Source organism: Alloprevotella sp. Lung230 (assembly GCF_014385435.1).
In the GTDB taxonomy this organism is placed as follows: Bacteria; Bacteroidota; Bacteroidia; order Bacteroidales; family Bacteroidaceae; genus Alloprevotella.
Window position 1 is genome coordinate 38,029 of the sequence record NZ_JACSUD010000006.1, and the last position, 25,479, is coordinate 63,507.

Here is a 25,479-nt window from a genome sequence, read left to right on the forward strand (position 1 = left end):
CATCTCTCCAATCTCCTTAAAGAGAGCTGTTAGTGAGACTTGAACTCACGACCTCTTCCTTACCAAGGAAGTGCTCTACCGCTGAGCTATAACAGCAAGAAAATCTTGTGAGCGGAAGACGGGGCTCAAACCCGCGACCCCCAGCTTGGAAGGCTAGTGCTCTATCAACTGAGCTACTTCCGCAAATCCCCATGAGGAGGAATGTGGGCAGTGATGGATTCGAACCACCGAAGGCGTAAGCCAGCAGATTTACAGTCTGCCCCATTTGGCCACTCTGGTAACTGCCCGTCATTGTGGGCATTCTATGCTCAACTTTTCAGCTGCGAGCAGTAGAAGCGTCCTCAATTCGGCTGCAAAGGTAAGCATAAAATTCAAACCCACAAATTTTTTCAACTCTTTTTTTCGCGCTACCCTCGATTTTCCTTATTTTCGCTGAGCTCGCGGCGGGCGATATCAACACAAAGGTCTACTGCCTCTTCAAAAGTATCGGCCACTTTCTCAGCGTGAATGGTCTTCCCGGGCAGGGTGAGGTGCAAACTGGCTTCTTTATTGTGTGCGGTTTCAGGTTTCACGACTTTAAGGGTCAGTTCGCACGTTTGAATCTCCGCGTGCTTTTCGAACTTGGCCATTTTCTTGTCGATATAAGCCACGAGTTTTTCAGTGGCATTGAAACGAATGGTTTGAAGTTTGAAATCCATAATGTCCTCCTTTTCTTAAATAAAGGTTTTGAAATTAGGTATTGTCTTCCCGAGGAATACACTCTCAAGGATTGACAAGGCGAAAATAGAGATTTATTTCGAGACACGCAAATAATTTTCCGTTTTTCTTCAACCACAATGAGAAAAAACACAGAAAGGAAAACAAGGCATCCTGCCCTCCCCTCGTTCGTCCGGCTTCGGTTTTCTCCGCCGGAAGCCAGTGGGGCAAAAGTTCTCCCTCTTCCCAAAGGCCATCTTTTAAGTTTGCGCTGCCTCCTTCCCTTCCCAAAATTCGCCCTCCCCTTCCGGAAAATTCTACCTCAGAGGTAGTTTTATTTTTCTCAGAGGTAGCAGCAACTACCTCAGAGGTAGTTTCCACTGCGCCTCGCGCGCGTACGCACTACAACTATGCAGCGTGCATTTTGCTTTCACTGCCTTCACCCTAGGGGGATTTCCCTCATCATCAGCGCTAAGTCGGAAGACGCGCGAGCACAAGTTTCCCCTTCTTCGGTGAAGGCAGCAGCGCCTTTGCCTTCACCCGCAATCCACTGAATGACAACACAATAAGCCAAGAGGTGAAGGATTGAAGGCAAAGAACACAAACTATATAGGGTATACGCGCGTGCGCGCGTACAAGAGCCCTCCCACAACAGCCCTCACTTGCCGGCTTACCGATGGGGGATGGTTTCCCGATGGGCGTTCCCTTCGGTATTGGACGTTCCGTAGGTTCGTCGGACTTCGCCTTCCTCGCCTACGGCTATTGAGAGAAAACCCCTTCGGGACCGTCCTGCGGCATTGTGCTTGCGGCGATGTAGCCCTCTTCGGAAAATCCCGTGATGTTACCTTACGACAAAGAGGACAACTCCACGCGATGAAGTTGTCCTCTTGGTTGATGACCGCAGATGGGCAGCAATGTATGGTTATTTTGCAGGCTGTGCCGGAGCCGCGGGAGCTGCAGGGGCTTGAACAGGCGTCTTGGCCGGAGCCGTGGGCGTACCCATATTGGTGACGATTTCGGAGGGATCACTCACTTCCTGATGGTCGAAGAAACTGCAAGCGACACTGAACACCACGAGTGCAGCAGCAAGAATCCAAGTAGCCTTCTCGATGAAGTCGGTGGTTTTGCGGACACCGAGCACGGAGTTGGCACCGGAGACATTGGAGGCGAGACCACCACCTTTTGACTCCTGAACGAGGACCACGATGGCGAGAAGGATGGCCGTAATGACGGCGAGGATAACGAAAAGCGTGTACATTGATTTATGATTTGTGTTTATTATTGACAATGAGTTTGTGCAGAAAGCGGATTTGATCTGCAAAGTAAATGCTTTTTTTTGGATTATTCAAGTTTAACTTGGTGATAATTTCAAGCGCGCGCTCATAACGCCCCTGTTTGATGTAGATACGTGCCAAAGTCTCGGTGAAGCAACTCTCTTCGGGCTGCACACTGTCGGCATCGGGAGGGAGCAGGCTTTCAGGGCCTTGAGCATTGTTGTCGAGGACGATGCGCTCTTGTTTCTGGCCAATGAAAGTGTCGATGAGAGCGGTGGTTCGACTGTGGCCGACAGTCGGCGCTGTGGGGGTAGGCGTTCCCTCGCGGGCCTGAAGGAGGTAGGTCATGTAGTCGGCCGAAGGGTCGACCCTCACGCGGTGTTGTGGTGATTGCGCCGGTGTCTGGTTGAGGAAGGAGTCGATGAGCGAGGAGGTGCGATCGGCCTCAACAGTTGTGGCAGTCGGGCGCGGAGTGATGGTATGGGTGGCAGGCTGTATCTCGTAGTCGCCGGCGTGCACCATATTGAAGAGGAGACGGCGGTTGGGGAGATAGAGGGCGGCACGGCGAAGTTCTTGGTCGAACGAGGAGTCGTGGAGCAGAAAGAGATTTTTAAGAAAGAGCAACCTCGCCGCCTGAAAGCATGGAGACACCGCCACGAGTTTGCGGAGCTCGTAGAGGGTCTCTTCGTTGAGTTGTTCGGGATGGTGAATCAGGTGGGCGATGTCCATGCGGATGGGCGGTGCAGAGGGGTTGTGAGATGGAGGGAAGTCACCAGTCGGCAACGGTGGCGTTGAAAATTTGGTCGGAGATGTCGCGCAGGAGTTCGCGAACGAGTTGTTCCTGCACTTGCGCGAGTTGCAAGCGGGCGTCGTAAGGGGCTGTGGCAGAAAACTGCCGTTCCCAGCGCTGATTGGCTTTGCGGTTTTCGAAGCGGATGTTGACCGTCACGCGCAGTTGCACTTGGGAGGAGAAGCCATCGGCCGAGACAGACTTATTGAACTGATCGTAGCTGACAATCTCGCCGGCAAGGTGGAGGTCGCCACCGCGCTTGACGAGTCGCAGCCGCGTCTGGTTGGCATAGAGGTCTTGCAGTTGGTTGTTGAACATCGCCTCCATGGGTGCCCATCCGTAGGGGGCGCGATTGGGGAGGTGGTCAATCTGGATGGTCTTGATGAGGTCGTAGTTGAGGTTTGTCCCCGTAAACTTATAGCTGATGCTGCACGCGGTCCACAAGCCGACGGCAGCCAAGAGTACACCGAAGATGAGGGCGAAGCGCCGGAGTGTGGGGAAGAAAGAGGGAAGGCGGAAGGCAGACATGCGGTGGGGAAGGTTAGAGGTCGTCGAGACCATATTCTTTGATCTTTCGATAGAGGGTGCGCTCGGAGATGCCGATTTGCTCTGCGGCTTGTTTGCGGTGTCCGTTGTGGCGCAGGAGGGCTTTGCGGATGAGTTCTTTCTCCACATCGTCCTTGGTGCGCAAGTCGTCGACGGCAGTGCCGTGGAAATCGTCGATGATTTCTTCGGCCTCATCAAGCGGCATAGCTGCAGAATCCGAGGCATGATAGGAGAGAAAAGCCGGCGTTGTGGGGTCGGAGGTAGGAGCGTGGTGGCGCTGTTGTTTGAGTTGCACCACCTCCGTGCGAAGCTTTTCCACCTCATGGCTGAGTTTGCTGATCATCTGGAAGATGAGTTCGCGGTCGGCATTGTAAGTCTCGCCGTTGGTCACGACCGGTGGATGGAGGGGAGTGCCCACCACCATCTGCGTGTGACTCGTGTCGGTGGGGATGAAGCGCGCCAGGATGTCGGGCGTGATTTCGCGCTCATCAACGGTCACCGACATACTTTCGGCCACATTCTTGAGCTGGCGCACATTGCCCGGCCAGGAGTAGGAAAGCAGCAGTTGCTTGGCGGCCTCGTTGAGGCGCACGGGCGGAATGCCGTAGCGTTCGCTCATCTCAAGGGCAAACTTACGAAAGAGGATGTCGATGTCGCTGCCGCGCTCGCGCAAAGGCGGCATACTGATACTGATGGCCGCCAGACGATAGTAGAGGTCTTCGCGAAAGCGCCCTTCGGCAATGGCACGCGCCATGTCGACATTGGTGGCAGCGATGATGCGCACATTGGTGCGTTTCACCTCACTGGAGCCGACGGGGATGTATTCGCCCGTTTCGAGGACACGCAACAAGCGCACTTGCGTTTGGAGAGGCAGTTCGCCCACCTCGTCGAGGAAAAGCGTCCCGCCATCAGCGGCGGAGAAGTAGCCTTCGCGGCTGTCGACACTGCCCGTGAAAGCACCCTTGACGTGGCCGAAGAGTTCGGAATCGATGGTACCGTCGGGGATGGCCCCGCAGTTGAGGGCCAGATATTTTTTGCCCTTGCGGCTGCCGGCATCGTGGATGATGCGCGGGATGATTTCCTTACCGACACCGTTTTCGCCTTGAATGAGCACGGAGAGGTCTACCTTGGCCACTTTGAGCGCAATCTCCACCGCGCGATTGAGCGCATCGCAGTTGCCCACGACGCCATATCGCTGCTTGACGGCTTGAAGTTCTTTGAGTTGCATGAGAAAAAGAGGCTTTGAGGCGGACAGACTACCGCAAAATGGAATTGCAAAGTTACGACTTATTTTCTGTTTGTGCGCGCTTTTGTGGATTTTTCCGAATGCCCTTTTGCCCTTTTTCTGTATTTTGTTAGAAGCAAGTGGGCTTTTGGGACGGATAAATGCAGTTTTCTCAACATTATTGTCTATATTTGCATATGTTGTTTTATCTCATCGAATATGACGCACATTCATTCTTTTTGGAAAAACTTCTGTCTGCTGCTCCTGCTTGGTCTCCCTGGGGCAGTGTGGGCACAGAACACCCTCGGTCCTACCACTTCCGAAACGCCCGAACAGTTGGCAAAACGTATGGCGTGGTTTGCCGAGGCGAAACTGGGTATCTTCATCCATTGGGGGATTTATGCTGTGGACGGCGTGAGCGAAAGTTGGTCGTTCCACAACAACTATCTGCCCTACGAAGCCTATATGCGGCAGTGCAAAGGCTTCACCGCGGCTCACTATCGCCCCAAGGAGTGGGTGGATTTGATTGCTGAAAGCGGAGCGCGCTACACCGTCATCACCACCAAACACCACGATGGTGTGGCGCTGTGGGACACGAAAGCATCGGCCCTCTCTGTGCCGAAAGCTACTCCGGCACGGCGCGATGTGCTCACGCCCTTTGTGGAAGAGGTGCGGCGACATCCGCAGTTGCACCTCGGACTTTACTACTCCCTACTCGACTGGTCGCATCCGGACTATCCCAACTTCACCCGCACCACCACGCGCTATGCCGTCAAGGATGACTCGGCACGATGGGGACGCTTCTGCCGCTTTAATTTTGCGCAACTCGAAGAACTCTCTCGTGCCTATCGCCCCGACCTGTGGTGGTTTGACGGCGATTGGGAACAGGATGCTGCCACCTGGCGCAGTGCCGACATCGTACATCTGCTGCGCCGCTATGCTCCCGACTGCATCATCAACAGCCGCATCCAAGGCTATGGCAACTATGCCACGCCGGAGCAGGGCGTACCGGTGGTGCGTCCCGAAGCGAAATACTGGGAACTCTGCATGACGATGAACGACTCGTGGGGCTACCAGCCCACCGACCGCAACTACAAAACACCACAAATGCTCCTGCGCACCTACGTGGACTGCCTCTCCAACGGAGGCAATCTCCTGCTCGACATCGCACCGCGCGCCGACGGAACCCTGCCGGAGGAGCAGGTGGACATCCTCAAAGTCTTCGGCCGATGGAACAGGAAGCACGCCGAAGCGGTCTACGCCACACGAGCCGGTATCCCGGCAGAGCACTTCCAAGGCTACTCAACGCTCAACGCTGCCGGCGACATCCTCTACCTCTATCTCCCCTACCGCCCGAACGGCCCGATTGAGGTGAAAGGTCTGATGAACCGCGTGCACCGCGTTTGGGTGGTGGGCAATGGGGCGATGCTTCCTTATAAGGTGTACAACAAAAACTATTGGAACGATCTCCCCGGTAACCTCTACATCGACGTGCCCGACACGGTGCTCGACGAGAACATCACCGTGCTGGCGGTGCTCCTTGACGGCCCTTGCCGCCTCTATCGCGGTGAAGGAAAGGTGATTACCTCGAATTGACCAAACGATGTTGAACACGGGACATACTGCCCCTCCCCCTAAGCTTTCTCCGCATGATACGACACACCTTGCTGCTCCTCGCACTCTCCCCTTTTTTCTCTTTTAGGCTCGCGGCAGAAGACGGCCTGCTGGCACGCTTCGCCCACAAGCTCACCGAGCCGAAAGTCTATGCCTGCCGACCGACCCACGGCCCCATCACCATCGACGGTCGGCTCGATGAACCAGACTGGCAGCGGGCAGACCGCACCGACCTGTTTGTAGACATTCAGGGCGAAGGGCATCCGCGGCCGAAATATGCCACCACGGCCCGGCTGCTGTGGGACGCCGACCACCTCTATATCGCTGCCACGCTCGAAGAGCCCAACGTCACAGCCCGGCTCCGGCAGCGCGACACCATCATCTGGAAGGAAAACGACTTTGAGGTGTTCCTCGACCCCGAGGGGCGCGGCATCGACTACTACGAGTGGGAAGTCAACGCCCGCAACACGATGATGGACCTCCTGCTCACGCACCCCTACCGAGCCGGCGGTGAGTTTCTCCTCTCGTGGAACTGCACGGGGCTGCGCCACGCGGTGCAGGTGGACGGCACGCTCAACGACAGCCGCGACATCGACCGCGGATGGACGGTGGAAATGGCCATCCCCATCCGTTCGCTGCGCAAAAACTTCCGCAACACCGAAGGGGTGAAGGCGGGCGAAGTGTGGCGGCTCAACTTCTCGCGGGTGGAGTGGTTGCATCCCGAAGGCCCGGAGGAAAACTGGGTGTGGTCGCCCTGCGGAGAGATTGCGATGCACATGCCCGAGCGCTGGGGCTACCTTTGCTTCCTCAACGAGGGCGAAGCGCCGACACTGCCGGCCCACCATGCGGAACGCCGCCTGCTCTGGGCGCTCTACTACGCTCAGGAGGCACACCGCGCCCGCACTGGGGCTTTTGCTGCTTCGCTCGCCGAGTTGGGGTGCACGGCGGCCGACCGCGGCACGCTCACGCCGGATGCTCGACTTTCGCTCGAAGCCACCGCCTCACGCTTCGTGCTTCGTGTCACGCAGTCCGACGGCCGCATCCTCTCGCTCGATGAGCGTGGGCAATGGGACGAACAAGCGCCTTAGTCCACCACCGAAACACGACATCGCCCTCAACACTGATCTGTTGAGGGCGATGTCGTGTGTGGGGAACGAGGCAAAGGCTTCCTCGAAAGAAAAAGGCGAATCACTCGACGATAGTGCACACCGCAACGCGGTTCCACTCCGTTTTGGTGAACTCCTTCCCGACGCCGGCACCACGAGCGGTGATGCGTTCGGGCTGAATGCCATACTGAGCAATGAGGAGCGTCTTGACAATCTCCGCCCGCTGCTGCGCCATCTTGGCGTTGAGTTCCGCATCGCCATCGGGCGAAGCGTAGCCGCGGATGGTGAGGCGGGCGCGGGGATGGCGGTTGAGATAAGTGGCCAGGCGCTCCACGTTGGGAAACTGTACCGCATCGACCGTGGTACGGCCGGCGCGGAAAGTGATGATGCTTTCCAGCACCTTCTTCTCTTGCGGACGAAGCGCCACCCCCTCTCGACCTTGCGTAAGACTGTCGATTTCGGCTCCGACATTCTGCAACTGCGTTTGCAACTCGCTGATGCGCTGCTCCTGCTGTTCGAGAGCGCTCTTGAGGGTGGTGAGCGTGTCTTGCAGCGTCTTGTCGGTCGAGGCCGACCGGCGGTCGGGCACTTGCGGCAGTGCATCGGGCCCTATCGGTGCGGGCGGTGTCACAATCAGTGCCGGATGCCGGCCGCCGTGGCCGTTGCCGAAGTGGTAGGTCAGCCCGAGCAGCACCTGGATGTCAGCCTGGTTGATGTTGTAAGCCTCGTGGTGCTGAGCATCGGTGGAGCGCAGGTCGTAGAGGAGGGCGGGCTGAAGCACCAGACTCCAAGCGCGTTTCGCCCCAAGATTGAGGATAAAGTTGCCGCCCACCTTCGACACCAGATAGTTCTCATCGGTGAGCCGCTTCCGGTTGCGGAAGGTGTGTCCCCAACCGATGCCGAACTTCGTCTCAAACTCAAACATCCGCGGCTGCCCCCGATAGCCACCAAAGAGGTTCATCAGGTTGAACTCTCCACCCATCAGCACCATCACCCGGTCGTAGAACGTGTGCTCCAGTCGCCGGTTGCCCTGGTAGCCGTCGCCCTCCACGAGGAAGCCGAGCACGGGCGTGAACTGCTTCTTCATCTTGAGCGAAAAGGAAGGTTTGACCAGCTCTCCAGTGAAAGAATAAACCGCAGGATGGTAGATCCCGCCGCTGAGCGTGACCGACCAGTTTTCCCACAGCTTGGGGGCGTAGGTGCCTTGCTGGGCAAGGGCCGGCCTCAGCAGGGCGAAGCACAGGGTGAGAAGGGCAAATCGTAGTTTCATAATCATTTGTTTTGTCGTGAGAAAAAGAGCATTGGCCACACTTCGTGCCTTGCCCTCCAAGCCGCACCACCCCACCCAACCGGATAGGCAGCGGCACTGCAAAATTACATTTTGTCGCCCTAAAAACCAAATAAATTGTCAGATTTGGGCCGTTTTCCTTGGCTGTGTCGAGATTTAGCCCTACATTTGCTACGCTATCCCGCCCCACCACTTCACTCCCTCGGAGGCGGCAACAACGACCATTATTCACTTCAAAAACATAAAAAACATCCCCATGGAACAAGATCAAAACGCCCCTCAACAACTGCAAATCGAGCTCACCCCCGAAGTGGCCGGCGGCACCTACACCAACCTGGCCATCATCAACCACAGCAACCAGGAGTTCGTCATCGACTTCATCGCCGCCCTCCCCGGCCTGCCCAAAGCCCGCGTGAGCGACCGCATGATTCTCACCCCCGAGAGTGCCAAGCGCCTGCTCTTCGCCCTCCAGGACAACGTGGTGAAGTACGAACAGCAGTTCGGCACCATCGAGATGCCCGGTGCGCCTGCTCCCAAGGCCGATGGCATCGGCCGCACCGCCACGCCTTTCGGCATGGGCGAAGGCAACGCCTAATCGCCCGCCGGTGCTCCTCGTTTCGGCACAGCCGTCCCATTTGGGGCGGCCTTTTTTTATGACTCTTCGAGCGGCCGAAAGTCCAGCAGCATCTTCTCAGACGTCTACAACATTTCTTCAACGGATGAAAATCAAATTTTCAACGCTTGAAAAAATCATTGTCTGAAACGAAGCGCCACGTCTGATATCGCCTCACTACACCGCCCCCAACAAAAGCGGCATCTGCATCGCCGAGAGGGGATGCAGATGCCGAGAGAGGCAGGCCGAGGGAAAGGCCAGGGGGAAAAGGAGGAGGGGGATGCCGGACGGCAGGGAGCAGCGAGTCTACTTCTTGAGGACTTTCTTGTCGCTGTCAGCTTCGACTTTGACAACTTCAGCCTTGTAGCCGAACTTCTTGAAGCCTGCTTGAAGGCGTTCGACATCGGTCTTGTCGGCGTCGAAGGTGACGGTGACGGTCTTGTCTTCGAGGTTGGTCTTCATTCGAGTGACGCCCTTTTCGTAGGCGATGTTGCGTTTCACTTTGCCTTCGCAGTTGATGCATACCATTTGTTCGACCTTGAAGATGACGGTTTTCAGGTCTTTGGCCGAAGCCACGCCGGCGATAAGGAGGGCGGCAAAGAGGAGGGAGATTCGTTTCATTGTCTGGAAAAATGAGAGGGTTAGTGATGTTGTGATTTATCGGTCAATGGTGTAGCGGAAGCCCACGTAGAGCATGGCACCATCGAGAGGTCCGTAGACCATGGTGGGGTCGAATCGGTTGCCCCAGGGGTTGTGGGCGTCGATGATGGCGGCGGGTTGCTTATAGGCGGTGAGGTTTTCACCTCCGAGGTAGACAGCCCATCGGCGGAAGTTGCGGGTGATTTGTGCCGAGAGTTGGGGGTAGGCTTTGAAGCGTGGTGCCCAGGAGGGGCTTCCATCGGGCAGGAGGTAGGGGGTGGGCATGCGCCCTCCGCCGTTGAGCTGGAGGGTGGCATCCAGTTGCCAGCGTTCGAGGGGTGTGGCGTAGGAGGCAGTGAAGATGCCTTTGTAGCGGCTTTGGAGGGGCTTTTCGAGCCGTTGCGGTCCGCTGGGGAGGTCGTAGGTAGTGCGGACATCGGTGTGTCGGAAGGCAGCGGTGAGGGTAAGCCCGTCAAAGAAAGGATAGGAGGCTTCAATCTGGAACACCGAGGAGTAGCTACGCCCGTTGAGGGAATAGAAGCGGAGGAGCTGGGGGGAGGAGTCGAAGTCGGTGACAGCCTGACGGAGGAAGTCGGTGTAGTAGTATTCGCCGGTGAGGTTGAGCACGTGGTCGAAGAGGGGATATTTGAGCGTCAGGCTTGCCCCGTAGTTCCAGGCTTCTTCGCGCAAGTGGTCGTCGGCTATCTCCAGGCGTCGGGAGCCGGAGAGGTAGAAGTTGTTCTCCTCCAGCACGTGGGTGGTGCGGTAGCCTTTGCCGGCGGTGAGGCGGAGGGCAAGATGGCGCGAGGGCATCCACTTGAGGTGAGCACGAGGCGTGAGGAAGGTGCCGTAGAGGTTGCTGTGGTCGATGCGCAGGCCGCCCATGAGGGTGAAGACGCGGCCGAGCTGGTAGGTGTACTGGACGTAGGCGCCGGGGACGGTCTCGTGGGTGCGGCGTGCTCCGCCGTTGAGCCAGACGATGCCGGTGGTGGGGAGAGTGCGCTCGTAGTGATCGTAGTTGAGGCTCGCTCCGACGGAGAGGGAATGGGCGGCGGTCCATTGGGTTTCGAACATGAGCGAAGCGTAGCCGTTGTGCTGCGTCACATCGTAGTTGCGACGTCCGAAGGCGGCGTCTTGGTCGTGGATGGAGCCGGAGAGGATGAGGGCGAGGTTGGATTGGTGGGTGTCGCCCAGCATGTAGGCGGTTTTGCCGAACGCCTCCACTCGCTTGGTATCGATGTGGATGAGGTAGGGGTTGAGAGGGCGCACGCCGTGATGGTCGACGATTTGTCCGCTTTCGCGCTTCTCGGTCAGTCCTTTGATGCCGAACTGCGAGAAGATGTGCCCGCCGCTGTAGGTCCAGCGGTTAAGGAGGTTGAACTGTTCCTGCTTGGGCATGTCGGCAAATCCGTCGCCGTTGTCGTCGTGGGCGGTGAGATGTTTGTCGTAGTGGGCCAGCACCGTTGTGCCCCATCGGTGGTTGGGGCGGAGGGTGGTCTCGGCGTTGCCCTCGATGCGTCCGCGCATATCGGCATATCCGTTCACCGCGAGCCAGTTGGGGTATTTCTGGTGGGGTTTCTTGTACTCCACGTTGATTTGTCCCGTCACCGCCTCGTAGCCGTTTTTCACGCTCGATGCGCCTTTGCTCACCTGGATGCTTTCCATCCACTGTCCGGGAATGTAGCTCAGGCCATAGGGTTGCGCGGCGATGCGGAAGTTGGGCATGTTTTCCGTGAGCATCTGGACGTAGGTGCCGGCCAGCCCGAGCAGGCGGATTTGTCGTGCACCGGTAGCGGCGTCGCTGTAATTGACATCGACAGAGGGATTGGTCACAAAGCTCTCGCCCAGATTGCAGCACGCGGCCTTGGTGAGTTCGTGCATGGAGAGCACCTGCGTGTTCTCCACATTGTCGAAGGAGCGATAGAGTCCGCGGCGTTTTGCCCGCACGGTGGTCTCTTTCAGAAGGACGTTTTGCTCCATCACGTTGGGGGCAAGGGAGTCGGTCGGTGCAGCCGTCGCCGGCAGGTGTTCTTGCTGGGCTGCTGCACCGATTGTCACGGCGATGAGCGTTGCGAGGAGGATGAGTCTTTGTCGTTGGTTCATGATAGCAATAGCTTTAGTTTTCGAGGGCAAAGGTACGCCTTTCCGAGAATAGGGCACTTACAGGATTTCCGGTATTACTTACATTCCGCGCTTCGAAATGCGGGCACCACCTTGGCCGGACGGGGAAAAGTGCTTACTTTTGCATGCATGACTTACCTGCTCTCATCGGCCTATCTTGCGCCCGTCCACTACTACACCAAACTGTACAGTGGTTTCCCCATCGTCGAGGAACATTGCGACCACTACATCAAGCAGACCTACCGCAACCGCTGCATCATCGCAGCGAGCGACGGCCCGCTCACCCTCACCATCCCCGTCGAGGGACGCCCCAAAAGCGAAGGTGGCACGTCCAAAACACCGATGCGCGACATCCGCATCTCCAACCACGGCCGCTGGCGCGCCCTCCACTGGCATGCGCTCGTTTCGGCCTATGAGAATAGTCCCTATTTCGAATTCTACGCCGACGACTTCGAGGAGATTTACCGCAAGCCCTGCACCTTCTTGGTCGATTTCAACGCAGCGCTTCAGCAGTTGGTACTCGACCTGCTCAATCTCCGCCCCAACCTCCGCATCAATGTCGACCACTACCTTGATGTCCCTGCCGGCAATCTGCCGCCGGGTTCATCGCTCGCTGCACTTCCCTCTCCCGTTGCCCTCTCACCTCCCATTGTCGACTTGCGCGAACGCATCCGCCCCAAAGTCGATGCCGCCTTCGATGCAGAATTCCGCCCCAGGCCTTACTACCAGGTGTTTGCTGCGCGCCACGGATTTCTCCCCAATCTCTCCATCGTCGACCTCCTCTTTAATATGGGCCCCGAAAGCCGCCTCATCCTGCGTCAAAGCTTAGTGCGCTGACGTCAGGGGAGACTCCATAAAGGCATTTCCCTCCGATCATCCCTCTTCTACCAATAACAAAAACGTGCCCATTGTCTTGTAGGACAATGGGCACGTTTTTGTTATTGAAAGGAGGAAAGTCAGCATTAGATGACGCCCTCGGCCAGCATGGCTTTGGCCACTTTCATAAAGCCGGCGATGTTGGCGCCCTTCACATAGTTGACGTAGCCATCGGACTGGGTGCCATATTGCAAGCAGGAGCGGTGGATGTTTTCCATGATGCCATGCAGGCGCTGATCCACTTCCTCGGCCGTCCAAGAAAGACGGGCAGAGTTTTGACTCATTTCGAGTCCCGACACCGACACCCCGCCGGCGTTGGCGGCTTTTCCGGGAGCGTAGAGGATACGTGCCTCTTGGAAAACGCGGACGGCTTCGGGAGTGGAGGGCATATTGGCACCTTCGCTCACGGCCATCACGCCATTGGCCACAAGGGCGCGGGCATCGTCGCCGTCAATCTCGTTTTGCGTGGCCGAGGGGAGAGCAATGTCGGCAGGGATGTGCCAAGGGCGTTTTCCTTCAAAGTATTGCGCCGTGGGATATTGCTCCACATACTCTCGGATACGGCCGCGATATTCGTTTTTCAGTTCCATCACGTAGTCGAGCTTTTCACGGTCGATGCCGTCGGGATCGTAGATGAACCCATCAGAGTCGGAGAGGGTGAGCACCTTGCCGCCCAGTTGGAGGGCTTTTTCGACGGTGTATTGCGCCACATTGCCCGAACCCGACACCAAGATGGTCTTCCCTTGGAGATTTTCACCGCGCGTTTTGAGCATTTCCATCAGGAAGTAGACGTTGCCGTAGCCCGTGGCTTCGGGGCGAATGAGGCTGCCGCCAAACTCAAGCCCTTTGCCGGTGAGGACGCCTTCAAACTGGTGGGTATATTTCTTGTAAGCGCCAAACATGTAGCCCACTTCGCGACCACCTACGCCGATGTCGCCGGCAGGTACGTCGCAATCGGCACCGATGTTGCGATAGAGTTCGAGCATAAAGGCTTGACAGAAACGCATCACCTCGGCCGAACTCTTGCCGCGCGGCGAGAAATCCGACCCACCCTTTGCACCGCCCATCGGCAGCGTGGTGAGGGCGTTTTTGAAGGTCTGCTCGAAAGCGAGAAACTTGAGAATGCCGAGATTGACCGAACTGTGAAAGCGCAATCCGCCTTTGTAGGGACCGATGGCGTTGTTGTGTTGCACGCGATAGCCCATGTTGGTGCGGACGTTGCCTTTGTCGTCCGTCCATGTGACGCGGAAAGTGTAGATACGTTCCGGAATGCAAAGGCGCTCGATGAGGTTGATGCGCTCAAATTCGGGATGCTTGTTGTATTCCTCTTCGATGGTGGTGAGTACCTCTTCGACGGCTTGGTGATACTCCGGTTCGTTGGGAAATCGCTGTTTGAGTTCTTCCAAAAGGTGGGTAGCGTTCATAGGATGTGGGGGATTTTAAGAAGGATGAAGGGGTGAGGATGCAGAGATTTCTTGCAATATCCTTTCCATTTGCAATAAAAGCAGACTTTTATCTTTCCTTTGTTTGCGAAAGTAAGAGATTTTGTGGACAGGCGCAAATTCTCGTTGCGCAAAAGTGGAAAGTTCACGTTGTTTTTTTCTGAAAGGGGTCAAAAAAAGCGCTTTTGCTTTGTCGACGTGTAAAATGAAATGTGTAACTTTGTACCCAGACAAGCGCTTGCCCGACCGATCACCGGAACGCGGCAGAGCAATAGTATGAATTTCAATTACTAATCTCAAAACAATACACCAAATGGCTTTTTTAACTGACGAAAAACTCGTTATCGTAGGTGCAGCCGGTATGATCGGCTCGAACATGGTGCAGAGTGCCCTTATGATGGGTCTCACCTCCAATATCTGTCTTTTCGACGTGTTCTCTCCCGAAGGCGTTGCTGAGGAAATGCGTCAATGTGGCTTCAACGATGCCAACATCACCGCTACCACTGATGTGGCGGAGGCGTTCAAAGATGCCAAGTACATCATCTCTTCGGGCGGTGCTCCTCGTAAGGAAGGCATGACACGTGAAGATCTCCTCGCCGGTAACTGCAAAATTGCCGAAGAACTCGGTAAGAACATCAAGACCTACTGCCCCGATGTGAAGCACGTAGTCATCATCTTCAACCCTGCCGACCTCACAGGTTTGGTGACCCTCCTTTACTCCGGCTTGAAGCCTGGTCAGGTAACGACCCTCGCCGGTCTCGACTCTACCCGTCTGCAAAGCGCCCTCGCTAAGAAGTTTGGCGTGATGCAAAACGAGGTGAAGGGTTGCGCTACTTATGGTGGTCACGGCGAACAAATGGCTGTGTTCGGCAGCGCTGTAGAAATTGCCGGCCGCAAGCTCACCGACATCATCGGTACTCCCGAATTCCCCGCTGAAGAATGGGAAGCCATGAAGACGGCTGTAACGCAGGGTGGTGCTGCCATCATCAAGCTCCGTGGTCGCTCTTCGTTCCAAAGCCCCTCTTACCTCTCGGTAGAAATGATTCGCTCGGTGATGGGCGGTGCTCCTTTCAACTATCCCGCCGGAACTTACGTGAAGACCGACAAGTACAACCACATCATGATGGCGATGGACACCACACTCGACAAGAACGGTTGCACGTTCCGTATGCCCGTGGGCACGGCCGAAGAAGTGGCTAAGTTGGATGCTTCTTACGCTCACCTCTGCAAGATGCGCGATGAATTGGTTACGCTCAACATCGTTCCTCCCGTAGAAGAATGGAGCAAAATCAACCCCAACATCTAATCGAGTCGATGACTTGTAACTGTAACAACAAGCCCTCGCCACCCTATCAGTAGGTGGCGAGGGCTTTTTCATCGTTTCGTGGTTTAAGCCAATTCCAATCGTTGTGCCAAAGCAATGGCAGTGGGGGCGTCAAACTTCCGAGCAAAAAGATGCGGTATCGCCATTAGTTCGTCGATATCGGCAGTCTGCCATACGTAAGGACGACCACGTGTCCAGTCAATGCGTCGCACCGTGCCTCGTTCAGGATCGTTTCGGTCGTAGATATTTTTGGCGAAGGGTGAGGCGGCAATGAGCGTCTGCTTGTAGATTTCGTCGGGAGCCAGCATGTGACGAAACGTATGCTGAATCCACGTCTGTTGCTCCAGCAACCATGTTACGCAATCGTGGGTGAGGCTGCACCAATTAAATCCTTTGTAGAACTGCTGCTGTCGGTGGCGACGATAATTGATGATCTTTTGCGCAGCCAGCGATACGTTGCGCAAGGGTACGGTGAAACGATGACGCCATTTATGAGGAGCGCGTTTGAGATATTGCGTGAAGAGGTAGTAGCGATGAGTGCGGCGTTCGAGATCGCGTTGGTGAACTTCATCGTTCCAGAAACCAAGAAATTCTGTAGTGGGATGAGCATCAAAAAATGCGTAAATTTCAGCCATGGGCTTGATGGGTAAATCCACGCCCGAAATCAGATGATAGTGGGCAAAGGGTCCGACTTGAAGTGCTTGTGCAAAGAGGCGCAATTCGACTTCAATCTGTGAATAATCCCCCCAACTTACCCTCTGAGCCGGAGTGAGCAAGTGCAACTTGGCACGCGACAAAGGAGAGGGGGAAAGTACCGATGGAAGGACTGAATTGCGTGGGTCGAGGTGGAGGAAGATTTCGTTGCGCTCATGGTCGAGCAATCGCAGGAGGGTGTGGAGCACCAGCGGTTCTTCGTGAGCGTAGATGAGAAAAGCGTGTTTCATGAGTTGGACGAGAGGATTAGGTTTCGGGATGGGCAGCAAACCAATCAGACATGGTGGTATCGGTGCGCAAAGCCCTCAACGTACGAAGCTGTTCCACAAGGTGGGTTCCGACCACGCGGTCGTACTCCTCATGGAGCCGACCTTGGCGATACAACTCGAGGAAATAGCGCCAATGTTTGCCACCATGGCGAGAGGGATTGCGTTCGAGCTGTTCCCCACCATTCACCACCTTGCATACAAAAGCTTCGCGGCCGAGATGGTTGTAGTGGTAGATGCGGATGTCGCTGTCTTTGCACCATCGGGGCAGCATCTTCACCTTATGGTTGCCCATCGAAATCTGCAAATACCCTTTGGCGCGATGCATCACTTTGTGCGGATGTGGGCCAAAGATACCATAGGGAGATAGGCCCAAAGCTTCGCGTTCGGCTGTTTCGTGGGCAGTCTCGCGCCATTCGGTGAAAGGAATGTCTTCCTCTGGTCGCATACCAATGACTTCACAGCGCAGCACATTGGCACGGAGGTGGGCAAGTTGAGTGTGGAAGTCGCCCGTTGGCGGATACCAAAATTCATCGCCGTCGGCATTGATAATCCAATCGGCTGCAAACTCGCGACGAGCCACATCAATCATACGGTCCACCCATTGTTTCTGTCGATAGTCGGTGCCTGTTTCGTGAATGACGGCAAGCACCCAGCCCATTTGTCGATAGCGTTCAATGATGGCGGGTGTAGCATCGGTGGAGTTGTTGTCGGTGATAATAAACCCATCCACTCCCATGGCGTGATGAAAGCGAAGGTTGTGTTCGAGCAATGTTTCTTCGTCCTTGACCAAGAGTGTCATAATGACGCGTGGATGAGGTATGGGGCGAAAAGCAGAAGGGAGATGCAGAAGGGCATTGAAGAGATTGCAAAGCATACACTTACGATTGAGAAAGACGACGACGAGCCAAACGTTCATAGTTGGCTTGGCGCACTCGTTCACGCAAGCCGTTGGGAATGATATTGTTGAGTAGGGATTTCAGAAAGTCGCTCACCTTCATGCCCAGGTGCTGCAGTTGCCAACGTATGGTTTGATCGGCTCCGTTGATGCGCGCACACTCGCAGCGTACGGCATTCTTCTGTCGGCTCGAGATGCCGCTTTCGCTCTCAAAGATGGCGATGGGCAGGTCGAGATAGACAAAGTGTGCTCCCTCATGATAAAGCTGATAGAAAAAAGCATAGTCGGCAGCAACTCGGTAGTGCAGATCGAAAGGGTGAGAAAGGGCTTGAAGACGGCGTACGAAGCAAGCCTGGTGGCAAAAGGCCATTCTCTGTTGTAGATAATCAATGGGTTTAGGTTTCATTTCCACTCTACCAAAACTTTTGTGCAGCCATACATTGCCATAGATGACCGCACAATCATCGGAAAATGCATTTTCGGCAAAAGCCTGATGCACGATGTCGGGTTGTGAGAAACAATCGCCGGCATTCATAAAACAAATCCATTCTCCCTTGGCCAAACCCACTCCTTTATTCATCGCATCGTAAATGCCTTGATCCGGCTCAGAAAGTGCGTGTAGTGCAAACCCACGTTGAGCACATTGCTCTCGAATCCGCTCGATTTGTTGAGCAGTATCATCGGTCGAGGCTCCATCAATGATGATATATTCTATTGGTGCATAATTCTGCGCCAACACAGAAGCCGCAGTATTACAGAGGTCTACCGCTGCATTACGACATACGGTGATGACAGAAATGAGAGGAGAGGAAGAGACACACATAAAAAGAGGGGTAAATGTTGGCGAAGAGAGAAGAAATCATTGTGCAAGCCTTCTTAAGGATGGCTTCGTGCAATGAAGAGGATTAAGGGGTAACAGCCGTTTCGTTGTCGGGCAACTGGTCTAAATAATCATTGAGCACTTGCAGGCAAACATCAACATCGGCATTTCGCACCGCAGCATAGCCCTCCACCAAGGGAAGCCGCCAGCTTTTGGGAGGACGCAAAGCCGCAAGATTGAGTACTCCTCGTTCAGGAGAAAGCGTTCCTATGCGTAAACGATTGAGATCAATGAGTTCTACGGCGACACCTCCCGAAGTGATGTCCCACAGCACATTTCCTCCCGAAAAATCTTTGTGCCACCATCCGTGGTCGTTCATTCGTGCTGCGGTCTCACCCACAGCATGAAGCACCTCCAGAAGTTGCGGTGTATCATCATTGAGATCACGGAAATTATAGCGCAGCATCGACTGCCGGCAAACGTAATAGCAGTGCCCGATGAAGAGTGTACTTCCTGTATCACAAAAGCCAATAGGCTCAGGACTCCCTACACCTGCGGCACAAAACCACTCGGCATTGCGAAAGGAGCGAGCGGCTTTCGTCGCACGGAACCATCGATAGACAAAGCGATTGAAACGATGGGGAAGGCAGAACTCTTTGACGACAAAGGCTTCGCCTTCGACCACGATGCGGCGGATGGCATTGCGGTTTTTGAAAATCTGCTCGCCGAGTTGCTCAAAGTTAAACGGCAGTTGGTCGACAAAGGAAAAAAGTTGTGGATAGTCTTCGGCAACTTTTGTTTTGCGGTAGCGGAAAGGGCGGGTAAAGAAGTTGATGCAGCGCGACCACGAGCGCATACGCCGCAACGGGCCACCCAGTTCGCGTTCGAAAAAGGCCGCGTGGCGGCGGTTGAGCATCTGAATGACATGAGCATTGCGCTTACGATCGCGAAAACGCTTGGAGCCGCTCCGCACCCGATACCAATAGCCCACTTCGGGAAGTCGCACCACCTCGCCGCCGTCTTTGAGCATTGCTATCCAAAAATCCCAATCCTCGCGGGCTACCATCTCTTCACAGTAGCCGCCCACGCGGTCGAAGTCCGTACGGCGGTAGAGGGCACAGGCGGCGATGTGGTTGCGGCGCGCCAAGAGGTGGCGGTCGAAAGTAGGAAGTTGCCAAATGCCCTTGCGGGCACCGATAAACTCAATGGTAGGGCACACCAACTTCACTTCGGGCTGCGCTTCGAGTACAGCCACGGCATCGCTCAAGAAGTGAGGTGCCAGCAAGTCGTCGGCGTCGTGGGGGAAGATGTACTTTCCCTTCGATTCCTTCACCGCCCGATTGCGCGCTCGGCAAGGGCCGGCATTCTCTTGACGGAAGAGGTGTACGCGCTGGTCGTTGTCCACAAAGGATTGTGCGATGTCTACCGACTTGTCCGTCGATCCATCGTCCACCAATATCACCTCAAAGTGGGGATAGGTGGAGGCCAACACGGATTGGAGCGTTTCGGCAAGAAACGACTCCATATTATATATAGGGATGATAACGGATACGAGGGGGGGCATAATTACGAATCTACGAACCTACCAATTTACTAATCTACCAGTCTACTCCCTCAGATTTTATCAAACCCTTTCGTCCACTTTCTCCAATAGTATTTCAGTGGATTGGTGTATTTGAGTTGCTTCCACGGTCTACTGCCGTGAGGGCGATGAAGTACGGTCTGTTGGCACAACAAATAGTTGTGCAGGCCGGCCGCCAACGAGGCGTGCGAAATGGTGACGTCAAACCAGTTTTTGCCCGCATCTAAGTTGTTGAAGTCAAAGGCGCGGAGCAGTTGGGGAGTGAGCAGAGAGCAGCAGAACGAGCAGTGCTTTTTGATGTCCACCTCACGGCCTTCCCAACCTCGGGCGTAGAGGTAAGGGTAATTGATGGCCTCTTGCTCATCTACGGTCACGGCTGCCACGATACCGCTGTCGGCATGACGCTGTGCAGCATCATAGAGGGATTGTAGGGTGTGCGGTTTTACCGTCACGTCGCTTTCCACGATGAGCAAACCCGCATCGGCTTCGAGTGCCAAGCGCTGACAGCGTTGCAGTACGAGCAGATAGTTGGGAGAAGGGTGGTCGGTGAGTGTCGCCAAATCGATGACTTCAACGCCCAATCGTGCGGCTTCGCGGTGGAGGCGCTCCGTGTTTTCGGGCGTGGAGAAATCGTTGTAGAGGGTGTAGGTGTAAGGCACGTCCAGTTGCGATGCCACCACGGCTTCCATCGTTTCGATGGTGCTGTCGATGCTGTCTTTGACGGGCGTGATGATGTGGAGGGAGTCCATGAGGTCGATATTATTGAAGGCCCTTTTTTCGTTTGTAGTCGGCAATGCGCGCTGCAAACTGAGCATCTTTTTTATTGCCGGGGCGAGGCGTAAATTCCAATCGTTCGGGAATGTGGCGAGCGCGGTCGATGAGAGTGGGATGGTCGTGTTCGCCTTTCACCAAATCCACCGCATCGTAAAGTTGCTGGGTCTGGGCGTCGTAAGTGCGCATGGAGAGTGTGTCGCCATGGATGGTGATTTGCTGATAGTATTGCGTGCCGGTACCGAAGCGGTCGAAGCGGTCGCTGAACTCAATGCGGTAGTGCTTGGGCGAACAGTGGCTCACGGTGAAGATGGGCGGACGCGCTTCGCCTTTGGGGCCGTGTTGCGTCATGCGAGCATAAGCGTGTTCGTGTCCTTGCAGCACCAAGTCGGCATTGTCGTTGAGGACATCGCCAAAGGCCAAACGCTGCATGAGGTTGTTGCTGCCCGACTTGGCGGAATAGATGGGATGATGGAGCACCACGATGTTCCAACGAGCCGGCTTCTCCTTCATCTTTTGTTCCAACCAGTTGCGTTGGGTGTAGAGGAACGGTAGTTCGCGGTTGGAGTCGAGCAGATAGAGTTGTGCGTCGTGGTAAGGGAGGTTGTACACCTGATTTTCGCCCACCATCGAGCGCAGGAAATAGGGGAAGGTGAGGGAAAAACGGCGTTCGAGTTTGCGAATCGGATATTTGAGATACTCGTGGTTGCCGGTACACACCAAGGTGGGGAGGGTTTGAGCAATAGAGTCAATACTGTGGAAGGTTTCTGCCCAAAACGCATCGGTGGGGCGCTCACAGAGGTCGCCGCCAAAAACAACAAATTCCGTTTCGGGATGTGCCTTCCAAGCCTCACGCACCAAGCGGTTGGAGATGCCGCCAATGCTGTCCTGCACATCACCGAAATAGAGGAACGAAAAGCGACCCGGCTTGTCGACATCCCCGGAGGGCATGGAGAAATGATACCAAGGCGAGGACTGTTCGTTCGTGACGGCACGATAGCGGTATTGGTGTCCCGGTTGCAGTTTTTCTATCGCCACGTGATAGAAAGCCGTTTTCCCACTGCGCGAGGCAAAAACTTCGCCTTCGGCCGGCAGACAAACGGCCTCGTCATGACCGGAAGCATCCATCAGTTCAAGATAGGAGGTGTGCAGCACACTGTCGGCCTGCCAACTCACCATGCGCGACAGCGGGCCGTCGTTGCCAAAGGTGAGGAGGACGCGATGCGGTGTGGGGGCTGTGGTATAGGGGGCTTCGGGCGGATTGCCGAACCAAACACCCCAGCGCACGTAGCACAGAATGCCCAATCCCGCCACGAGCAGGGACAGAATGGAGAGAGAAATCTTGTTTTTGCGTTTCATGTGCTGTAATCTAATGTGAAGGATGTGAGGAGCGTTTCCATACCATTTGGTCGGTGGTCATACGCTGCATGTAGCTTTGGATGATGGCTTTGAGCCGGCGCTCCATCGCGGCCTGTTCGGGGACGCGGCCCACGAGGTTGTGCTGCCCCATCCAGTCGTTGCGGAAATTGTAGATGCTCTTCGTCTTCGTACCGTCGAAGGCCAAAACGTAATCTCCCTGGGCAAAAAGGTAAATGCCGTTGTAGTAGGCCACTTCGTAGTTGTCTTTGGCCGGAGTGTGGATGAGGTCGGTGCCGAAAGCGATGTAGGGCTTGTCGTAGCCAAGGTAGCCCAACACGGTGGGCATGATGTCGATTTGCTTGGCAATGCCTGCACGGTGCTCTTTGGGCAGTTCTCCCGAGGGATCGAAGAAAACGATGGGCACGGAGAAGACGCCGAGCGGTGTTTGGTATTCCGGATGGTCGGAAAGGCTGGTGTGGTCGGCGGTGAGCACAAACAGCGTGTTCTTATACCAAGGTTGGCGGCGGGCAGTGGCAAAGAAGGCGCGCAAGGCGTTGTCGCTGTAGCGCACACAGCGATTGAGCGGATTTTTGCCTTCCTGCGGATACCGCTCCTCCTGACCTTCGGGCACTTTGTAGGGGGCGTGGGAAGAGGCGGAGAACAGCGCCGTCATGAAAGGTTGGCGAAAGTCGCTCATCTTTTGGGCGTAAAATTGAAAGAAAGGCTCGTCCCAAATCGCCCAAGTACCGTCGAAATCAGCATCGCCGCGGAAACGCTTGTCGGCATTGAACTCTGTGCGGCCATAGTACTCCCCGAAACCGGTGGCTTTGGCAAAGGCTTGAAAACCCATTGAGCCATTGGCCGCCCCATGGAAGAAGGCGGTGTGATAGCCCTTCGTACGCAGTTCGCCGGCCAATCCGCTCAGATGGTTGAGCGAAGCGGGCGTGAGGAAAAAGGGTTCGACAAACATCGGGATGGACGACAGCACCGAGGGCATGCCGTCAATGCTTTTGCGTCCGTTGCTAAACGAGTATTCAAACGTGAGGCTTTCCTGCATCAGTGAGTCGAGGAAAGGGGTATAGCCTTTGTAGCGACCTCCGTCGAGGTGGGGGTTGAGCCAACCGCTGTTTTCCTTTCCGAAACTTTCGAGGATGAACACCACAACATTTTTCGACCGAAACGCCTCGCCTGCCGTGGGGTGATGCACAGGCGAATAGAGGGTGTTCATCTCCTGCGCTGTCATATATTTCGGGTCGACAAAGGCCGTCTTATTGACGGTGCGAATGAGCGAAAAGGGCGTGTTCAAAATCAAGGCCGCTTCCGAAGGCTGGTTCACATATTGGTTGGCGTTGCTCAACGTGATGGGGCGCACAGCCGTGGTGAAACCGCCACGCATGCCCGCCACACAAAGCGGTGCAAAGAGGCCGAGTGCGAGCGTTTGCACAGCATAGTAGCGCCAGGTCGGTCGCCGATTGTCGCTGTGGGGATGGACGTAGAGGCGCACCAGCAACGCAATCAGCGCCACGCCCAGCAGGACGAGATACCAGTGGCTCAGCACTTCCTTACCCACGATGCTTGCGATGTTGCCTTCATGGCTGAACTCGCTGAACACCGACATCGTCGTGCGCCGACCGGTATACTTGAAATAGACGGCATCACCGAGGTTCACCACCACCGCGAGGGCATTGACGAGGAGGAAAAGTCCTTTGGCCGTTCCTTGCCATACCGCCTGCCGCTTCCAGGGGAGTGGCAGGAGCATGAGGAGGGCATAGAGCGCATTGGTGTAGAGGATGGCGGAAGTGTCGAAAAAAAGTGTGCCCGTCCAAGCCTCTACCTTGTCCAACTGCGCAAAGTGAGGAGCATAGGCGCCCCAATTTTCCCACAGGAACACCACGCGGCAGAGGGCGTAGAGAAGATACACCCACACAAGATTGACGAGAAAAGCCAAGGGGAAAGACCATGCGCCGGCGCGCACTTGAAGTTGTTGCATAATCGTTTATGGTTTCTTACAAAAAGGGAGACACCCGATTGTGTTAGGCGGAGAAAGGAGAAAGCTTTAAGGCTCCAATCCGGGTGCAGTGTGCTCAATGATACTTGCAGCAAGTCCGTCGGCACACTGGATAAGGCCGCAAAGGGGATGATTTTTGCGCGCCTCGTTGATGTTCGACTTCGCTTCGGGACTTTGGAACGCCAAGTCCCAAGCGCCCATGTGCCAACGGATAGCGAGCATCTCCTCATCACGGAGTTGCAAACCGGAGAGCAGGAGCATGATGACGGATTTTTCGCCGTGTCCCATCGGGAAACCGCTGAAATCGACGTCGTAAGAATCGTATTCTTCCCACGCCGTGTTGGCAGCATTGCGGCGGCGCTTCACCACAGGTTTGTAGATTTCGGCCTTGTTCACATCGTGGAGTAAGGCACAGAGGATGACACTGTCTTTGCGCAGTACGCTCTTCAAGTCCGGCCGCCGGCGGTGCATCATTTCCATCAATTCGAGGGCGGTGTGGCACACGTTGAGCGAATGTTGCACCAGTCCACCGGGCGTGCAGAGGTGAAAGCGCGTAGAGGCCGGCGCTTCGAAAAACCCCAAGTTTTCGAGGTCTTCAATGACATATTCCACGCCCTCGCGTTCGGTGGAGCGAAGCAGTTGGCAAAACTCAGCCTTATGATCGGCGCAGAGATCCGCGGTCAGATTTCCTAAATTCATAATTGCACATTTCCATCGAAAGCCTCTTGATACCAGCCTTTGCTTTCGGGCTTAACAAACATAGTTGATGCTGCAAAGTTAGTGAATTTTTGTGGGAAATACCGCAGTTTGTCCAAAAAAGCAGATTTCTCGCATCGGTACATCCTTCCACTGCCTCAAGCTCCCCTCCCCTCGCTGCATCAGCGCCCATCCTGTTCCGCAACATCTCCGAAGAAGAAGGTCTCTTTTTGAAGGAACAGATGGCAGGAAAAAGGCCTTATCTTTTCATATATAGCCTTCTCAACCGCGAAATCAGCCACCATCTCTCCACTTTAACTTGGATTTAACATTTCTGGGAGAGAGGGGTGCGTCTACCTCAGAGGTAGTTTTTTCCAGCTCTGAGGTAGTTGAATTTAGCTGGGAAGTAGAAAAATGGGCTTCCCTCGAAAGTTGGATGACGCGATTGTGAGGGTGCGTTTCCTCCTTTTTGTGCTCGCGCGCGTATATACTACACGATAGGCTGTGTTTTTTGCCTTCACTGCCTTCACCGATGTGGAGTATTGGTGAAGGGAGGTGAAGGGAGAATGTTTCTTTGCCTTCACCTTTAATCATCTCATAGTCAGCGGGCTGCAATAAGCAGTGAAGGCGTGAAGGATAAAAACAAGAACTATTGTAGGGACGCGCACGCGTGCGCGAGGAAATCAAGAGTAGGGAATCCGATGGGCCGTCCCTACGGCATCGGGCTTACGCTGATGTGTCCTCTTCGGAGGTGTCCTGCGGCATAGCTATCACATGAATCCAGATATATCCCACGGAGAAACACACACCA

Annotated in this window: 22 protein-coding genes and 3 tRNA genes; 5 read left to right on the forward strand and 20 right to left on the reverse strand. The window is 55.3% G+C overall.

The genetic code is table 11. The annotated features are described in order from the left end of the window. Positions 1–24: 24 nt before the first annotated feature. From H8527_RS05005 to H8527_RS05040, 8 genes are all read right to left on the reverse strand, one after another. A tRNA-Thr gene (locus H8527_RS05005) sits at positions 25–96 on the reverse strand. Between the two features lie 14 nt (positions 97–110). Continuing rightward, positions 111–183: transfer RNA gene (locus H8527_RS05010), tRNA-Gly, on the reverse strand. A 21-nt stretch (positions 184–204) separates the two neighbouring features. Next, positions 205–287: transfer RNA gene (locus H8527_RS05015), tRNA-Tyr, on the reverse strand. 120 nt (positions 288–407) lie between these two features. Next, on the reverse strand, positions 408–698 hold the full coding sequence (locus tag H8527_RS05020; protein ID WP_187546140.1) for an HPF/RaiA family ribosome-associated protein: 291 nt from the start codon (positions 696–698) through the stop codon (positions 408–410). 920 nt (positions 699–1,618) lie between these two features. Beyond that, positions 1,619–1,954 (reverse strand): preprotein translocase subunit SecG, encoded by a 336-nt coding sequence (gene secG, locus H8527_RS05025; RefSeq protein WP_187546141.1) that lies wholly within the window; start codon positions 1,952–1,954, stop codon positions 1,619–1,621. Positions 1,955–1,958: 4 nt separating this feature from the next. Beyond that, a complete protein-coding gene (locus H8527_RS05030) occupies positions 1,959–2,699 on the reverse strand; it encodes a hypothetical protein (RefSeq protein WP_187546143.1) in 741 nt (246 codons plus the stop codon). A 40-nt stretch (positions 2,700–2,739) separates the two neighbouring features. Next, positions 2,740–3,288 (reverse strand): LptE family protein, encoded by a 549-nt coding sequence (gene lptE / locus H8527_RS05035; RefSeq protein ID WP_187546144.1) that lies wholly within the window; start codon positions 3,286–3,288, stop codon positions 2,740–2,742. A gap of 13 nt (positions 3,289–3,301) precedes the next feature. Continuing rightward, positions 3,302–4,534 (reverse strand): sigma-54-dependent Fis family transcriptional regulator, encoded by a 1,233-nt coding sequence (locus tag H8527_RS05040; protein WP_187546146.1) that lies wholly within the window; start codon positions 4,532–4,534, stop codon positions 3,302–3,304. Between the two features lie 216 nt (positions 4,535–4,750). Here H8527_RS05040 and H8527_RS05045 point away from each other — a divergent pair, with 216 nt between their 5' ends. Both H8527_RS05045 and H8527_RS05050 read left to right on the forward strand, forming a co-directional pair. Beyond that, positions 4,751–6,127, forward strand: coding sequence for an alpha-L-fucosidase (locus tag H8527_RS05045; RefSeq protein ID WP_187546148.1), 1,377 nt, complete (start codon positions 4,751–4,753; stop codon positions 6,125–6,127). A 53-nt stretch (positions 6,128–6,180) separates the two neighbouring features. Continuing rightward, positions 6,181–7,233: a carbohydrate-binding family 9-like protein gene (locus H8527_RS05050; RefSeq protein WP_187546150.1), complete on the forward strand. Its 1,053-nt coding sequence runs from the start codon at positions 6,181–6,183 to the stop codon at positions 7,231–7,233. A 100-nt stretch (positions 7,234–7,333) separates the two neighbouring features. On the opposite strand, the gene H8527_RS05055 is transcribed toward H8527_RS05050, so the two are convergent. Beyond that, complete coding sequence (locus H8527_RS05055) at positions 7,334–8,521, reverse strand: OmpA family protein (RefSeq protein WP_187546152.1); 1,188 nt, start codon at positions 8,519–8,521, stop codon at positions 7,334–7,336. A 274-nt stretch (positions 8,522–8,795) separates the two neighbouring features. Between H8527_RS05055 and H8527_RS05060 the strand changes: the two genes are divergently transcribed. Then, a complete protein-coding gene (locus H8527_RS05060; protein WP_187546154.1) occupies positions 8,796–9,134 on the forward strand; it encodes a DUF3467 domain-containing protein in 339 nt (112 codons plus the stop codon). 324 nt (positions 9,135–9,458) lie between these two features. On the opposite strand, the gene H8527_RS05065 is transcribed toward H8527_RS05060, so the two are convergent. Both H8527_RS05065 and H8527_RS05070 read right to left on the reverse strand, forming a co-directional pair. Further along, positions 9,459–9,773 carry a heavy-metal-associated domain-containing protein gene (locus H8527_RS05065; RefSeq protein WP_187546155.1) on the reverse strand — a complete coding sequence of 105 codons (315 nt, stop codon included), beginning with the start codon at positions 9,771–9,773 and terminating at the stop codon, positions 9,459–9,461. 36 nt (positions 9,774–9,809) lie between these two features. After that, positions 9,810–11,894 carry a TonB-dependent siderophore receptor gene (locus H8527_RS05070; protein ID WP_187546157.1) on the reverse strand — a complete coding sequence of 695 codons (2,085 nt, stop codon included), beginning with the start codon at positions 11,892–11,894 and terminating at the stop codon, positions 9,810–9,812. Positions 11,895–12,041: 147 nt separating this feature from the next. Here H8527_RS05070 and H8527_RS05075 point away from each other — a divergent pair, with 147 nt between their 5' ends. Beyond that, a complete protein-coding gene (locus H8527_RS05075; protein ID WP_187546159.1) occupies positions 12,042–12,749 on the forward strand; it encodes a WbqC family protein in 708 nt (235 codons plus the stop codon). A 125-nt stretch (positions 12,750–12,874) separates the two neighbouring features. Here H8527_RS05075 and H8527_RS05080 read toward each other — a convergent pair whose 3' ends face one another. Continuing rightward, positions 12,875–14,212, reverse strand: coding sequence for an NADP-specific glutamate dehydrogenase (locus H8527_RS05080; protein WP_187546161.1), 1,338 nt, complete (start codon positions 14,210–14,212; stop codon positions 12,875–12,877). A gap of 331 nt (positions 14,213–14,543) precedes the next feature. Here H8527_RS05080 and H8527_RS05085 point away from each other — a divergent pair, with 331 nt between their 5' ends. Then, entirely contained in the window at positions 14,544–15,536 is a 993-nt protein-coding gene (locus H8527_RS05085; RefSeq protein WP_187546162.1) for a malate dehydrogenase, read from the forward strand. An 83-nt stretch (positions 15,537–15,619) separates the two neighbouring features. On the opposite strand, the gene H8527_RS05090 is transcribed toward H8527_RS05085, so the two are convergent. From H8527_RS05090 to H8527_RS05125, 8 genes are all read right to left on the reverse strand, one after another. Then, positions 15,620–16,498: a beta-1,6-N-acetylglucosaminyltransferase gene (locus tag H8527_RS05090; RefSeq protein ID WP_187546164.1), complete on the reverse strand. Its 879-nt coding sequence runs from the start codon at positions 16,496–16,498 to the stop codon at positions 15,620–15,622. Between the two features lie 16 nt (positions 16,499–16,514). Next, entirely contained in the window at positions 16,515–17,411 is an 897-nt protein-coding gene (locus tag H8527_RS05095) for a glycosyltransferase family 2 protein (protein WP_255498522.1), read from the reverse strand. Between the two features lie 4 nt (positions 17,412–17,415). Continuing rightward, on the reverse strand, positions 17,416–18,255 hold the full coding sequence (locus tag H8527_RS05100; RefSeq protein WP_187546166.1) for a glycosyltransferase family 2 protein: 840 nt from the start codon (positions 18,253–18,255) through the stop codon (positions 17,416–17,418). 82 nt (positions 18,256–18,337) lie between these two features. Beyond that, on the reverse strand, positions 18,338–19,816 hold the full coding sequence (locus H8527_RS05105) for a glycosyltransferase (protein ID WP_187546167.1): 1,479 nt from the start codon (positions 19,814–19,816) through the stop codon (positions 18,338–18,340). Positions 19,817–19,866: 50 nt separating this feature from the next. Next, positions 19,867–20,583: a glycosyltransferase family 2 protein gene (locus H8527_RS05110; RefSeq protein WP_187546169.1), complete on the reverse strand. Its 717-nt coding sequence runs from the start codon at positions 20,581–20,583 to the stop codon at positions 19,867–19,869. 10 nt (positions 20,584–20,593) lie between these two features. Then, a complete protein-coding gene (locus H8527_RS05115) occupies positions 20,594–21,964 on the reverse strand; it encodes a metallophosphoesterase family protein (protein WP_187546171.1) in 1,371 nt (456 codons plus the stop codon). A 10-nt stretch (positions 21,965–21,974) separates the two neighbouring features. Beyond that, on the reverse strand, positions 21,975–23,954 hold the full coding sequence (locus tag H8527_RS05120; protein ID WP_187546172.1) for an LTA synthase family protein: 1,980 nt from the start codon (positions 23,952–23,954) through the stop codon (positions 21,975–21,977). A gap of 66 nt (positions 23,955–24,020) precedes the next feature. Beyond that, positions 24,021–24,671: an HD domain-containing protein gene (locus H8527_RS05125; protein WP_187546174.1), complete on the reverse strand. Its 651-nt coding sequence runs from the start codon at positions 24,669–24,671 to the stop codon at positions 24,021–24,023. Positions 24,672–25,479: the final 808 nt, after the last annotated feature.